Origin of the sequence: Tsukamurella sp. NPDC003166 (assembly GCF_040611135.1) — a bacterium.
In the GTDB taxonomy this organism is placed as follows: Bacteria; Actinomycetota; Actinomycetes; order Mycobacteriales; family Mycobacteriaceae; genus Tsukamurella.
Map to the genome: position 1 here is coordinate 81,214 of NZ_JBEXNL010000011.1, position 14,022 is coordinate 95,235.

Annotated in this window: 12 protein-coding genes; all 12 read left to right on the forward strand. The window is 70.5% G+C overall.

Annotated elements, in window-relative coordinates; all coding sequences use genetic code 11:
• The first annotated feature begins 124 nt into the window (after nt 1-124).
• The 12 genes from ABZX10_RS14110 (at nt 125) to ABZX10_RS14165 (ending at nt 13,960) form a co-directional block, all read left to right on the forward strand.
• Nucleotides 125-1,105 (forward strand): quinone oxidoreductase, encoded by a 981-nt coding sequence (locus tag ABZX10_RS14110; RefSeq protein WP_355540531.1) that lies wholly within the window; start codon nt 125-127, stop codon nt 1,103-1,105.
• A 35-nt stretch (nt 1,106-1,140) separates the two neighbouring features.
• Nucleotides 1,141-2,031, forward strand: coding sequence for a TauD/TfdA family dioxygenase (locus tag ABZX10_RS14115; RefSeq protein ID WP_355540534.1), 891 nt, complete (start codon nt 1,141-1,143; stop codon nt 2,029-2,031).
• A 66-nt stretch (nt 2,032-2,097) separates the two neighbouring features.
• On the forward strand, nt 2,098-3,150 hold the full coding sequence (locus tag ABZX10_RS14120) for a 3-keto-5-aminohexanoate cleavage protein (protein WP_355540537.1): 1,053 nt from the start codon (nt 2,098-2,100) through the stop codon (nt 3,148-3,150).
• Between the two features lie 23 nt (nt 3,151-3,173).
• Nucleotides 3,174-4,511, forward strand: coding sequence for an MFS transporter (locus tag ABZX10_RS14125; protein ID WP_355540540.1), 1,338 nt, complete (start codon nt 3,174-3,176; stop codon nt 4,509-4,511).
• Nucleotides 4,508-5,107, forward strand: a complete 600-nt coding sequence (locus ABZX10_RS14130; RefSeq protein WP_355540543.1) for an alpha/beta hydrolase — start codon at nt 4,508-4,510, stop codon at nt 5,105-5,107. Before ABZX10_RS14125 ends, ABZX10_RS14130 begins: the two co-directional genes overlap by 4 nt.
• Nucleotides 5,108-5,136: 29 nt before the next feature.
• The gene (locus tag ABZX10_RS14135; RefSeq protein WP_355540729.1) at nt 5,137-5,469 is read left to right on the forward strand and encodes a carboxymuconolactone decarboxylase family protein; all 333 of its coding nucleotides are present in this window, start codon (nt 5,137-5,139) and stop codon (nt 5,467-5,469) included.
• 202 nt (nt 5,470-5,671) lie between these two features.
• A complete protein-coding gene (locus tag ABZX10_RS14140; protein WP_355540546.1) occupies nt 5,672-7,783 on the forward strand; it encodes a DEAD/DEAH box helicase in 2,112 nt (703 codons plus the stop codon).
• Between the two features lie 102 nt (nt 7,784-7,885).
• Entirely contained in the window at nt 7,886-8,206 is a 321-nt protein-coding gene (gene yajC / locus ABZX10_RS14145; protein ID WP_355540549.1) for a preprotein translocase subunit YajC, read from the forward strand.
• Between the two features lie 80 nt (nt 8,207-8,286).
• Entirely contained in the window at nt 8,287-9,846 is a 1,560-nt protein-coding gene (gene secD / locus ABZX10_RS14150) for a protein translocase subunit SecD (protein ID WP_355540552.1), read from the forward strand.
• Nucleotides 9,847-9,848: 2 nt separating this feature from the next.
• Nucleotides 9,849-10,976, forward strand: coding sequence for a protein translocase subunit SecF (gene secF, locus ABZX10_RS14155; protein WP_355540554.1), 1,128 nt, complete (start codon nt 9,849-9,851; stop codon nt 10,974-10,976).
• Nucleotides 10,969-11,568 carry an adenine phosphoribosyltransferase gene (locus ABZX10_RS14160; RefSeq protein ID WP_355540557.1) on the forward strand — a complete coding sequence of 200 codons (600 nt, stop codon included), beginning with the start codon at nt 10,969-10,971 and terminating at the stop codon, nt 11,566-11,568. Before secF ends, ABZX10_RS14160 begins: the two co-directional genes overlap by 8 nt.
• Before the next feature lie 40 nt (nt 11,569-11,608).
• A complete protein-coding gene (locus tag ABZX10_RS14165; protein WP_355540560.1) occupies nt 11,609-13,960 on the forward strand; it encodes a RelA/SpoT family protein in 2,352 nt (783 codons plus the stop codon).
• Nucleotides 13,961-14,022: the final 62 nt, after the last annotated feature.

Here is a 14,022-nt window from a genome sequence, read left to right on the forward strand (position 1 = left end):
ATCACCACCCTGTCCCGATGTGAATAGTTAAGCGTCCCGAGAGGAACAGTTTAGCGCGATCGGCCTCCCTAATGTCATCTGCATCACAGTCACTGATCCGAGCGACGAGAGAGGAACCGAAGCCATGGCGAACGCGATCCGCTTCCACGAGACCGGCGGACCCGATGTACTCCAGCTGGAGGAGATCGAGGTCGGTGCGCCGGGTGCCGGCGAGGTCCGGGTCCGGCACCACGCCATCGGCCTGAACTTCGCGGACATCTACTACCGCACCGGCCTGTACCCGGTCCCGCTGCCGAACGGCATGGGCGTCGAGGCCGCGGGCGTCGTCGAGGAGGTCGGTTCCGGAGTCGAGGGTTTCGCGCCCGGCGACCGGGTCACGTACACCTACACGGGCACGCCGCTCGGGGCGTACAGCACTGAGTTCGTGCTCCCGGCCAGGCACCTGATCCACCTGCCCGACGGCGTGGACTTCACCACCGCCGCGGCCTGCACGATGCGCGGGCTCACCGCCTCGTACCTCATGCGCCGCATCCACCCGTACCGCGAGGGCGACACCATCCTCCTGCACGCGGCCGCGGGCGGGGTGGGCCTCATCGTCGCGCAGTGGGCGAAGCTCCTGGGCCTGACGGTGATCGGCACCGTCTCCACCGAGGAGAAGGCCGAGGTCGCCCGCGCCCACGGCGTCGACCACATCATCTACTACCGCCGTGAGGACACCGCGCAGCGCGTCCGCGAGCTCACGGACGGCAAGGGCGTGCCCGTGGTGCTCGACAGCGTCGGCGCCGCCACCGTCGAGGCGTCGATGAACAGCCTCGCCAAGCGCGGACTGCTCGTCTGCTTCGGCACCTCGTCGGGGCCGATCCCGCCGATCGATCCGATGCAGCTCGCGATCAAGGGCTCCCTCTTCGTCACGCGCCCTGGCCTCGCCGACTACATCGCCGACCCGGAAGAGCGCGCCGAGCTCGCCGGGGAGCTGTTCGGTCACATCGCCGCCGGCCGCATCACGATCCAGGTGGGGCAGACCTATCCGCTCGCCGACGCGGCCCGCGCCCACAAGGAGCTCGAGTCCGGCTCCCTCACCGGCTCCTCCATCCTCATCCCCTGATCCGACCCCATCCACCCGGAGACACAGGCAGCACCATGACCGTCACCACCCAGCCCACCACGCCGTCCACCGCCACGATGCACGCCGAGCGCCTGACCGCCCACATCGGCGCCCAGGTCACCGACGTGGACCTCGCGCAGGTCGCCCACGACGACGACCTCTTCGCCGAGCTCCGCGCGCTGCTGATCCAGCACAAGGTGCTCTTCTTCCGCGACCAGCCCATCAGCCGGGCGGACCACGTCGCGCTGGCCCGCCGGTTCGGCGAGCTCGAGAGCCACCCCGTCCTGGGCAGCGATCCCGACCATCCCGGACTCGTCCGGATCTACAAGGATCTCGACAGCGACCGCGAGGCCTACGAGAACGCCTTCCACTGCGACGCCACGTGGCGGGAGTGCCCGCCCTTCGGCTCGGTCCTACGGTGCGTCGAGGGGCCCGAGGTGGGCGGCGACACGATCTGGGTCGACATGGTGGCCGCCTACGAGGCCCTACCCCAGGACGTGAAGGACAGGATCGCCGGCCTGCGGGCCCGGCACTCGATCGAGGCGAGTTTCGGTGCGCGCCTGCCGATCGAGCAGCGGCACGCGCTGCACGCGACGTTCCCCGACGCGGAGCACCCGGTCGTGCGCACCCACCCGGAGACCGGCGAGAAGGTCCTGTTCGTCAACGCCTTCGCCACCCACCTGACCAACTTCCACAACGACGCCAACATCCGCTTCGGCTTCGACTACGCGCCCGGCGCGGGCGAGCTCCTGCAGTACCTGCAGCGGCAGGCCGCGGTACCCGAGTTCCAGGTCCGCTGGCGCTGGACGCCGGACAGCTTCGCCATCTGGGACAACCGCTGCACCCAGCACTACGCGGTGCAGGACTACTGGCCGGCCGTGCGCCGGATGGAGCGCGCCGGCATCGTCGGCGACCGCCCGTACTGACCCACCCCGAGCTCCCCGAACATCTCGAACCACTCAGCCCCACCACCACGCACAAGGAGAACCATCATGCATTTCCACGACGACGCCCTGTTCCCCGAGGTCCAGGAGAAGCAGGTCATCACGGTCGCCCCCTACGGCCCCGAGTGGGAGCTCGACGACTTCCGCGAGGACCTGCCGCTGACCATGGAGCAGCACGTCCAGCAGGCCGTCGACTGCTACGAGGCCGGCGCGACGGTGCTCCACATCCACGTCCGCGAGGAGGACGGCCACGGCAGCAAGCGGCTGAGCAAGTTCAACGAGCTGCTCTCCGGCCTGCGCGAGGCCGTTCCGGACATGATCCTGCAGGTCGGCGGCTCGATCTCGTTCGCCCCCGAGGGCGAGGGCGCCGACGCCAAGTGGCTCTCCGACGACACCCGGCACATGCTGGCCGAGCTGGATCCCAAGCCCGACCAGGTCACCATCGCCATCAACACCAGCCAGATGAACATCATGGAGCTGATGACCGACGACGACATCGCCGGCACCTCGATGCAGCGTCCGGAGCTCTACGACACCTACCGCGAGATGACGGTCCCCGCCGGCCCCGAGTGGGTCGAGGAGCACCTGCGTCGCCTCACCGCCAACGGCATTCAGCCGCACTTCCAGCTCTCGTCGATCCCGCAGCTGGAGACCGTCGAGCGTCTGATCCGCCGCGGCAAGTACATGGGCCCGCTGAACCTCACCTGGGTGGGCATCGGCGGCGGTTTCGACGGCCCCAACCCGTACAACATCATGAACTTCATCAATCGCGTTCCCGACGGCGCGATCCTGACCCTCGAGACGCTCATGCGCTCGGTGCTCCCCGTGAACACCATGGCCATCGCCATGGGCCTGCACACCCGGTGCGGCAACGAGGACACGATCTGGGGCCGCCCCGGCGAGAAGATCAAGTCCGTCGACCAGGTCAAGCAGCTCGTGCGGATCAGCCACGAGCTCGGCCGCGACGTCGCCACGGGCAAGGAGGCCCGCGACATCTACCGCATCGGTGAGCAGTACGGCTCGGTCGACGAGACCCTCGCCAAGCTCGGCTACGCGCCGAACCGCCAGGCCGGCCAGCTCGGTTTCACCCAGCACGCGTGAACGGATGAATGACAATGGCCCTCATGACCACCCGCACGGGTGACATCTCAGGCGCCGACGGTACGCCGGCGGGACCTGTCCGGTCCCGCCGGCGGATCTATCCGTGGGTCGTCTTCGGACTCGCCTTCGCGCTGCTGCTGTCGGACTACATGTCGCGCCAGGTGCTCGCCGCAGTCTTCGTCCCGCTGGGACAGGAACTGCACCTCGACAAGGCCCAGCAGGGCTCCCTGATCTCGGTGGTCGCCCTCATGGTCGGAGTCCTGACCCTGCCGGTGTCCATCCTGGCCGACCGGTGGGGCCGGGTCCGCAGTCTCGTGCTCATGGCGGTGCTGTGGTCGATCGCCACCCTGGCGTGCGCGTTCGCGCAGAACTACGAGCAGCTGCTCGCGGCCCGGTTCGTCGTCGGCGTCGGCGAGGCCGCGTACGGCAGCGTCGGGATCGCGCTGGTGCTCAGCCTGTTCGCGCCCCGGGTACACGCTGCGCTGTCCGCGTCCTTCATGGCGGGCGGTTCGTTCGGCACGATGGTCGGCACCGGCATCGGCGGCCTCATCGCCGTGCACTTCGGCTGGCGCTGGTCGCTCGGCGCGATGGCCGTGCTCGGGTTGCTGCTGGTCGCCGTGTTCAAGCTCGTGGTCACCGAGGCGCGCGTCAAGCGCAACCAGGTCGACGATGCCGGCGCGGCACCGTCGTGGGAGAACGCCGAGCCGATCCGGGCCGGGCGGGCACCGCTCTCGAGCCTGTTCACCAACTCGCCCGTGCTCTGCGCGTACATCGGCAGTGGCCTGCAGATGTTCATGGCAGCGGTCATGCTCACGTGGCTGCCGACGTACTTCAAGGAGGCGTACCACCTCTCGGTCGACAGGGCCGGTGGCGCCGCGGCGCTGTTCGTGCTGCTCGTCGGCTCCGGCATGATCGTGTGCGGCTTCCTCGCGGACCGCTACAGCCTCACCGACGGCACCCGCAAGTGGACGGCCGGCATCGCGTACTGCGTGATCGCCTTCGTCGCCCTGATGGTCGCGTTCCGGATGCCCACGGGCACACCGCAGCTGGTGCTGCTGGGCGTCGGCGCCTTCTTCGCGGCGGGCAGCTCGGGCACGGCGGCCGCCATGGTCGCCTCGCTCACGCACCGCTCGGTGCAGGCGTCGGCGATGGGCACGCTCACACTGGCGAACAACCTGCTCGGCCTCGCCCTGGCACCCATCCTGATCGGTGCGCTCGCCGACCGCCTGGGCCTGACCGAGGCCCTGCAGCTCGCGCCTCTCGTGTACGTACCGGCAGCGCTGTTCATGGTGTGCGGCAAACGTTTGCATCCGCGCGGGCTGGCCAAGCTGCAGGCCCTCAACACGGAGGTGGCGCGGTGAGTGCGCCCACGTACGTGGTCGTGCCGGGCCTGCGGGGGAGCGCACCGTCACACTGGCAGGAGGTGTTCGCGGCCCGGACCGAGGGCGCCGTCACGGTGCCCTTCCCGGAGGAGTCGCAGTGGCACTCGATCGAGGAGCGGACCCGCCTGCTGGGCGAGACCGTGGCCGCGGTCGACGGTCCAGCGATCCTGGTGGCGCACAGCGCCGGCGTGCTCGCGACGGTCCGCTGGGTCCGATCGTCGGCAGACGGTGCCCCCGCGCTCGACAAGGTCGTCGGGGCGCTCCTCGCGACCCCGCCCGACTTCGGGGTGCAGTGGCCCGAGCCGCACCCGCGACCGGCGGAGCTGTCGGCTGCGGGGTGGGAGCCGATCCCGCGCCGGCGCCTGCCCTTCCCGTCGATCGTGGCGGCGAGCCGAAACGATCCGCTCGCGCGGTACCGGACCACCGCCGGTCTCGCCGAGGCGTGGGGGAGTCGGCTCGTCGATCTCGGCGATGCCGGGCACCTCAATCCGGCATCCGGGTACGGCGAGTGGCCGCTGCTCGACGACCTGCTCGCCGAACTGGCGGTTCGGGCACCGTCGGGGACCGCACCGTGACCGGAGCCGACGAGTCCGTGGTGGAGACGATGCGCGGTGCCGGGCATTGGAATCCGATGTGGGACGGCGTGGCCGAGCTCGACCCGGAGTGGACCGAATCCTTCATGCGGACCACGATGAGCACCTACCGGGGCGGCGTCCTGACACCGCAGGTGGTCGAGCTGCTGTGCATCGCCGTCGATGCGGCCTGCACCCACATGTACGCGCCGGGCGTCCGGCGGCACATGCGGGCGGCGCTCGACCTCGGCGTCGAGCCCCGGGAGATCCTCGAGGTGCTGAAGCTGGCGACCACGGTGGGTGTGCACTCGATCAACGTCGGGGCACCGATCCTCATGGAGGAGATGACCGGACGGACGCAGTGACCGCGCTGTCCCGAGCGCCGGGTGAGGGGCTCAGGACAGCGCGGTGGCACCCCTTGTTCGCCCCGCGGAGGACAACCCACAGTGGAATGCGCTGCGATCGCAATCATCAGTGCGGTGACCTGCGACGACGGGCTCGTCGACTGATCCTTGTCAGTCGGTCCCGATAGGGTTCGGGACGACGACCGATCAGGGGGTGGATGCGATGACGGAGACCAGGCTCACGGGCGCGCGGGAGCACCGGGCGCGGCAGGTGATCGAGGCCCTCGCGGGGCCCGGTGCGCAGCTACGGGAGGACCAGGAGACGGCGGTCGCGGCGCTGCTGGAACCCGCGGCGCGGGTCCTCGTCGTGCAGGCCACGGGCTGGGGCAAGTCGGCGGTGTACTGGGTGGCCACCGCGCTGCGCCGAGCGGAGGGCGCGGGGCCTGCGCTCATCGTCTCGCCGCTGCTGTCCCTGATGCGTGATCAGGTGGCGGCGGCGGAGCGCGCGGGGCTGCGTGCCGCCACGCTGAACTCGTCGAACTTCGAGGAGTGGAACACCATCGAAGCCGCGCTCACCGCGGGTGAGATCGACGTGCTGCTCGTCTCACCGGAGCGGCTCGCGAACCCCTCCTTCGGGCGTCGCGTCCTCTCTGCGCTGGAGGGATCACTCGGGCTGCTGGTGATCGACGAGGCGCACGCCGTGTCGGACTGGGGCCACGACTTCCGGCCGGACTACCGCCGGGTGTCCGACGTGTTGACCAGGCTCCACCCGGAGACTCCGGTGCTCGCGACCACCGCCACCGCGAACGCCCGCGTGACCGCGGACGTGGCGGCGCAACTCGGCAGTGCCACGCTCGTCCTGCGCGGGCCGCTCGCGCGTCGGTCGCTGCAGCTCAACGTGCTTCCGGCGCTCGCGCCGATCTCCCGGTACGCCTGGGTGGCCCGGCATCTGCCGGACCTGCCGGGCTCGGGCATCGTCTACGCGCTCACGGTGGCCGACGCGGAGCGCCTGGTGGACGGCATCCGCGCGGTGCACGGCCCGGGGTACCCGGTGGCCGCGTACACCGGCAAGCTCGATCCGGACACGCGCGCCCGGCTCGAGGATGCGCTGCGCGCCAACGAGATCAAGGCCCTCGTCGCCACCTCCGCGCTCGGTATGGGATTCGACAAGCCCGATCTGGGCTTCGTCGTGCACGTCGGTTCGCCGCCGTCACCGGTGTCGTACTACCAGCAGGTGGGTCGCGCCGGGCGCGCGATCGACCACGCCGTCGTCGCGCTCCTGCCGTCGGAGTCCGATGCGGGGGTGTGGGACTACTTCGCCACGGCCACGATCCCGGACCCGCAGCAGATGGATCGGGTGCTCGGTGCGCTGGCCGACGACCAGACGGGGGAGGGGCAGTCGGCGATCGCCCTGGAGGCCGCCACCGGCATCCGCCGCACCCGCATCGACCTCATGCTCAAGCAACTCGCGGTCGACGGTGCGGTGGAGCGCGTCGACGGTGGCTACCGCGCGACCGGTGCGCCCTGGCACTACGACGGCGCCCACTACGACGGGATCGTCGAGACCCGGCGCCGCGAGGCCGACATCATGCGGGCCTACACGCGCGGCGAGCGGTGCCTGATGCAGCTGCTCACCGAATCGCTGGACGACCCCGAAGCGGCGCCGTGCGGCCGCTGCTCGGTCTGCCTGGGGCACGTCCCCGACAGGCTGGGCGAGCCGGTCCCGCCGGACACGGCCCGCGCCGTGGCCGGCGCGCTGCGATCCCAGAGCCAGGTCCTCGAGCCGCGGAAGATGTGGCCGGGCGGCGTCTCCGGGCGCAAGGGCCGGATCCAGCCGGACCTCGCCGCGGAGCCGGGCCGCGTGCTCGTGTTCGCGGACGCGCCGGAATGGACGGGCACCGTCGGGGCGGCTCGTTCGGGGGACGCGCAGGCGATCGACGACCTCGCCGGTGCGGCCGTCGCCGCGTTGTCGCGGTGGCGGGACCAGTGGCGGGCGCGGCCCGAGATCGTCGCGTCGCTGCAGCTCACCGACCGCCCCGCGCCTGTGGAGCCCGTGTCGGATCGGATCGCCGAGGTGGGCCGGCTCGACCGCGTCACCCTGCCGGTGCCGCGGGGCCCGGCGCCGGGGCGGGACGCGTCGGGGGCGCAGGAGGCCGCGCACTGGCTCGACGCGATCACGGTCGACGGTGCTGCAGCGGGCGCGGTGCGCGGCAGATCGGTGCTGCTCGTCGTCGACGAGTCGGGGACGGGGTGGGCGGTCACCGTCGCGGCCGCGCGGTTGCGGGAGGCCGGCGCCACGGTCGTGCTGCCGCTGGTGGTGCACCGTCCGGCCTGACTCGGCCGAGATGTGGAACACTGGAACACCGAGTGCTGTCCGCGACCCGGGCGGCCACAGCCGCGGCGCGCCCGCGAACCCGACCGAAGGATCGAAACAACCATGCCCGGCCAACTGCTGCTGCCCCTCCTGCTAGTCCTCATGCTCGTCTTCATGTTCTTCCAGTTCCGGAAGCAGAAGAAGCAGATGAGCGAGACCGCGGCGATGCAGGAGAGCCTGACCACCGGTACCAGGGTCATGACCAGCACGGGCCTGTACGGCACCGTCGTCGGCCTCGGCGAGGACACCGTGAAGCTGGAGATCGCCACCGGCGTGACCACCGAGTGGGTCCGCCGCGCGATCGCGAAGGTCATCGAGCCGGAGGAGCTGCTCGCCCCGCCCATCGAGTCGGTCGACCTCGACAAGGGCTCCGAGGACCGCTGACCCGCATCCGTCACCACCGACGAAGGTCTCCGGCGCCGTGCGCCGGAGGCTTTCACCACGCCGAGGAGTCGTAACCGCCCGTGGCCAGGAAAACATCGAGCAGCGACAGTCACGAGTCGCGGCTCCTCATCGCCTTCGGCGTGATCTTGCTCGTGGTCTTCGGGCTGGTGTTCTTCACCGGCGACCACAAGCCGTCGCCCAAGCTGGGCATCGATCTGCAGGGCGGCACCACGGTGACGCTGCAGGCCGTCACGCCGGACGGGCAGCCGCCCAAGTCCGACCAGATGGAGCAGGCGCGCGACATCCTCAACAAGCGCGTCAACGGGCTCGGCGTGTCCGGTTCCGAGGTGAAGATCAACGGCAGCAACCTGGTGATCACGGTGCCCGGCACCGACGGCGACCAGGCTCGTACCCTCGGCCAGACCGCGCAGCTCAAGGTGCGCCCGGTGCTGGGTACGCCGTCGCCCGCGGCCGCGGTGAACACCCCGGTCCCGGACCTCGCCGATCCCGCCGCCGCGAAGAAGGCGATCGACGAGGCGCGGGCCACGCGGCAGTCGACCGACCCCGCGGTGCAGAAGAAGGCCATCGCCGCGCTGAACTGCGCGTGGCCGTCGGACCCGATCGCCGGGAACGACGACCCCACCAAGCCGCTGATCACCTGCGACCGCCCGGATCCGGCGGACCCGGCCAAGGCCCGCATGGTGTACACCCTCGGCCCGGCGATCATCGACGGCCAATCCATCAAGAACGCCTCCTCCGGCATCCCGGACAAGAGCGCGCAGTACGTGGTCACGCTGGACTTCACCGGCGACGCGTCGAAGGTGTGGGCGGAGTTCACGTCCAACAACCGCGGCAAGCAGGCCGCGTTCGTGCTCGACTCGCAGGTGATCACCGCGCCGCAGATCAACGAGCCGATCACCGGCGGCCAGACCCAGATCTCCGGATCGTTCACCCAGAAGAGCGCCGCCGAGCTGGCCGGCGTCCTCAAGTACGGCTCGCTGCCACTGTCCTTCAAGGCGGGCACCGCGCAGACCGTCAGCGCCACCCTTGGTTTCGAGTCGCTGCGGGCAGGCCTCATCGCCGGCTTGATCGGCCTCGCACTGGTGCTGGTGTACGCGCTGATCTACTACCGCGCCCTCGGCGTCCTGGTCGGGCTGTCGCTCACCATGTCCATCGTGCTGATCTACGGGCTCCTCGTGCTGCTGGGCCGGTGGATCGGATACTCGCTGGACCTGTCGGGTATCGCCGGCATCATCATCGGCATCGGCATGACCGCGGACTCCTTCGTCGTCTACTTCGAACGCATCAAGGACGAGATCCGCGAGGGCCGAAGTTTCCGGTCCGCCGTCCCGCGCGGCTGGGCCAGTGCGCGGCGCACGATCTGGACCGGTAACGCCGTCTCGCTGCTCTCGGCCGTCGTGCTGTACGCGCTGGCGGTCGGGGACGTGCGGGGCTTCGCCTTCACCCTCGGCCTGTCCACCGCGCTCGACATCGTGATCGTGTTCCTCCTGACCCATCCGCTCGTGCACTACGCGTCGAAGACGGACTTCTTCGCGAAGCCGTCGATGAACGGCCTCGGCGCCGTCGCCGCGATCGGCCGTGAGCGCAAGCGCGCCGCCGCAACCACCGGGGAGGCGTGAGCATGACCGACATCGTCACGGAGACCGAGAAGAAGGCATCCTTCTTCAGCAAGCTCTACACCGGCACGGGCGCGTTCGACATCGTCGGGCACCGGCGCAAGTACTACCTCGCCACCGGCCTGATCATCGTCGTCGCGATCCTGGGCATCCTCTTCCCCGGCTTCACGTTCAGCATCGACTTCGAGGGCGGCACGCAGGTGTCGTTCCCCGTCGGCAGCGCGCACGTCGACACGGCCAAGGTCCGCGAGACCGTCCGCAGCGCGACGGGCGTCGAGCCCTCGGCCGTGCAGACCGCCGGCACGGGAGCCGCCGCGACCTACCAGGTCTCGCTGTCCGAGCTGGACAACGACCAGATCACCAAGGCCCGCGAGGCGTTGTTCCAGACCTTTCACCCGCCGGGCCGCGACGGCTCGCCGTCCCCGAACAGCATCAGCTTCTCGGGCGTCAGCTCCACCTGGGGCCAGCAGATCACCCAGCGCGGCCTGCTCGCTCTGGTGGTGTTCCTGGTGATCGTGACCATCTACATCGCGGTCCGGTTCCGCGAGTGGGACATGGCGCTCGCCGCCCTCGCGTCGCTGTTCTTCGACGTGATCGTGACCGCGGGCTTCTACGCCTGGTCCGGCTTCGAGGTGAGCCCGGCCACCGTCATCGGCCTGCTCACGATCCTCGGCTTCTCCCTCTACGACACGGTGGTCGTGTTCGACAAGGTCGACGAGAACGTGCGTGGCGTGCTGCACACGAACCGGCGCACCTACGGCGAGCAGGCGAACCTCGCCGTCAATCAGACGCTGATGCGCTCGATCAACACCACCGTGATCTCGGCGCTGCCGATCATCTCGCTGATGGTGGTCGCGGCGTGGCTGCTGGGCGTCGGCACGCTCATGGACCTGGGCCTGATCCAGCTGGTCGGCGTCGTGGTCGGCGCGTACTCGTCCGTGTTCTTCGCGTCTCCGCTCCTCGTGTCGCTCAAGGAGCGCCGGCCCGAGTACAAGGCGCACACCGCCAGGGTGCTGGCCCGGCGGGCGAAGATCGCCGCCGGTGAGGATCCGTCTCCCGAGGGCGAGGCGACGGTGCACCTCGACAAGGCGCCCGCGCGGCCGCAGACCAAGCGGGCCCGGCGTCGTGATTGACACGCCCGGCCGCGCAGACGCGGCGCGCGCCGTCGCCGAGCACACCCGCCACATCGCGGACTTCCCGGAACCCGGGGTCGTGTTCGCCGACCTCACGCCCGTGTTCGCCGACGGTGCCGCCCTCGCCGCCGTCATCGACGGCCTGGCCGCGGCGGGCCGCGCGTCCGGTACTGCGGCGGGCGCCGACGCTCCGGGCGCGGTCACCGTCGACCTCGTGGCGGGCCTCGACGCGCGCGGCTTCCTCCTGGGCTCCGGCGTCGCGCTGGCACTGGGAGTGGGCACCCTCGCGGTGCGCAAGGCGGGCAAGCTGCCGCCGCCCGTGCTGCACGAGGAGTACGAGCTCGAGTACGGCACCGCCGCGCTGGAGATCCCCGCTGACGGGATCGCGTTGCAGGGCAAGCGGATCCTCATCGTCGACGACGTGCTCGCCACCGGCGGCACGGTGTCCGGGGCCGTCGCCCTGCTACGGCGCGCGGGTGCGGTCGTCGAGCGGGTCTCCGTCGTCCTGGAGCTCGAGGCGCTCGGCGGACGGGCGCGGCTGGGCCAATTGCCCGGCGGGCCCATCGCGGTGTCCACGATCTCGGTAGGCTGAATCCCTAGTCCACTCACGACGAGGACGACGGGGAGGCACCATGTCGCTGCAGTCTCAGGGACCCGACGCCGCGCGCACTCCCACCGCGGAGGCCGCGCGGCTCGCCGGCGGGCCGCCCGCCGCGGAGACGACGGGTTCCACCACGCGCCGCGTGCGCGCCCGCCTCGCCCGCAGGATGACGGGGACCCGCAACCACGTTCGGCCGGTGCTCGAGCCGCTGGTCGCGCTGCACCGCGAGGTGTACCCGAAGGCGGACGTCGCGCTCATCGAACGCGCCTACGACGTGGCCGAGCAGCGGCACGCGGACCAGATGCGCAAGTCGGGCGACCCGTACATCACGCACCCGCTGGCGGTCGCGACGATCCTCGCCGAACTGGGTATGGACACCACGACCATCGTCGCCGCGCTGCTGCACGACACGGTCGAGGACACCGGCTACAGCCTCGATCAGCTTACCGCGGACTTCGGCTCCGAGGTCGCGCACCTCGTGGACGGGGTCACCAAGCTCGACAAGGTGGCCCTCGGCAACGCCGCCGAGGCGGAGACCATCCGTAAGATGATCATCGCCATGGCCCGCGATCCGCGGGTGTTGGTGATCAAGGTCGCGGACCGCCTGCACAACATGCGCACCATGCGCTTCCTCCCGCCGGAGAAGCAGGCGCGCAAGGCCCGCGAGACGCTCGAGGTGATCGCCCCGCTCGCGCACCGGCTCGGCATGGCCACGGTCAAGTGGGAACTCGAGGACCTCGCGTTCGCCATCCTCCACCCCAAGAAGTACGACGAGATCGTGCGGCTCGTGGCCGACCGGGCACCGTCGAGGGACACCTACCTGGCGGCCGTCCGCGCGGAGATCAACGGCGCCCTGACCGCGCAGCGGATCGTCGCCGATGTGCAGGGACGGCCCAAGCACTACTGGTCGATCTACCAGAAGATGATCGTCAAGGGCCGCGACTTCGACGACATCCACGACCTGGTGGGCGTGCGGATCCTCTGCGACGAGGTGCGGGACTGCTACGCCGCCGTCGGCGTGGTGCATTCGCTCTGGCAGCCCATGGCGGGCCGGTTCAAGGACTACATCGCCCAGCCGCGGTACGGCGTGTACCAGTCGCTGCACACCACGGTGATCGGGCCCGAGGGCAAACCCCTGGAGGTGCAGATCCGGACCCGCGAGATGCATCGGACCGCCGAATTCGGCATCGCCGCGCACTGGCGCTACAAGGAGACGAAGGGACGCGGCGCCGGCGGCGCGAAGGGCTCGGACCTGGCCGAGGTCGACGACATGGCGTGGATGCGGCAGCTGCTCGACTGGCAGCGGGAGGCGGCTGACCCGGGGGAGTTCCTCGAATCGCTCCGGTACGACCTCGCGGTCAAGGAGATCTTCGTCTTCACCCCGAAGGGCGACGTGATCACCCTCCCGGCCGGGTCGACGCCGGTCGACTTCGCCTACGCGGTGCACACCGAGGTGGGGCACCGGTGCATCGGTGCCCGAGTGAACGGACGCCTCGTCGCGCTGGAGCGCAAGCTCGAGAACGGCGAGGTCGTCGAGGTGTTCACCAGCAAGGCCGAGAACGCGGGACCGTCGCGCGACTGGCAGACCTTCGTGGTCTCCCCGCGGGCGAAGGCCAAGATCCGGCAGTGGTTCGCCAAGGAACGCCGCGAGGAGGCCCTGGAGAACGGCCGCGACGCCATCGCCAAGGAGGTGCGGCGCTCGGGCCTGCCGCTGCAGCGCCTCACCAACGCCGAGTCGATGGCGGGCATCGCCAAGGAGCTGCGGTACGCGGACGTGTCCGCGCTGTACACGGCGGTCGGCGAGCACCAGGTCTCCGCGCACACCGTGGTCCAGCGGATGCTCGAGCAGCTCGGCGGGATCGAGGAGGCCACGGAGGAGCTGGCCGAGCGGAACACCCCGTCGACCTTCGCGGGACCGACGGCGGCCTCCGACGTGGGCGTGCTGGTCACCGGGCAGCCGGGCGTGCTCGCGAAGCTCGCCAAGTGCTGCACGCCGGTGCCGGGCGACGAGATCGTCGGCTTCGTCACCCGAGGGGGCGGGGTGAGCGTGCATCGCACCGACTGCACCAATGTGGCGGAGCTGCGCAAGGAGCCGGAGCGCTTCCTCGACGTGAAGTGGGCGCCGTCCGCGTCATCGGTGTTCCTCGTGGCGATCCAGGTGGAGGCGCTGGACCGGCACCGTCTGCTCTCGGACGTGACGAAGGTACTCGCCGACGAGAAGGTGAACATCCTCTCCGCGTCGGTCACCACGTCGCGCGACCGGGTCGCGGTGTCGCGCTTCACCTTCGAGATGGGCGACCCGAAGCACCTCGGGCACGTGCTCAACGTGGTGCGGAACGTCGAGGGCGTCTACGACGTCTACCGGGTGACCTCGGCGCAGTGACGAACGCACGCGGTCGGATCCGGCTCCCGCCTCCGGCACTGCTCGCCGTGCGGCCCGGCTGC

Coding starts and splice junctions, on each gene's coding strand:
- ABZX10_RS14110 (WP_355540531.1), top strand. CDS start 125: ATGGCGAACGCGATCCGCTTCCACGAGACCGGCGGACCCGATGTACTC.
- ABZX10_RS14115 (WP_355540534.1), top strand. CDS start 1,141: ATGACCGTCACCACCCAGCCCACCACGCCGTCCACCGCCACGATGCAC.
- ABZX10_RS14120 (WP_355540537.1), top strand. CDS start 2,098: ATGCATTTCCACGACGACGCCCTGTTCCCCGAGGTCCAGGAGAAGCAG.
- ABZX10_RS14125 (WP_355540540.1), top strand. CDS start 3,174: ATGACCACCCGCACGGGTGACATCTCAGGCGCCGACGGTACGCCGGCG.
- ABZX10_RS14135 (WP_355540729.1), top strand. CDS start 5,137: ATGCGCGGTGCCGGGCATTGGAATCCGATGTGGGACGGCGTGGCCGAG.
- ABZX10_RS14140 (WP_355540546.1), top strand. CDS start 5,672: ATGACGGAGACCAGGCTCACGGGCGCGCGGGAGCACCGGGCGCGGCAG.
- yajC (WP_355540549.1), top strand. CDS start 7,886: ATGCCCGGCCAACTGCTGCTGCCCCTCCTGCTAGTCCTCATGCTCGTC.
- secF (WP_355540554.1), top strand. CDS start 9,849: ATGACCGACATCGTCACGGAGACCGAGAAGAAGGCATCCTTCTTCAGC.
- ABZX10_RS14165 (WP_355540560.1), top strand. CDS start 11,609: ATGTCGCTGCAGTCTCAGGGACCCGACGCCGCGCGCACTCCCACCGCG.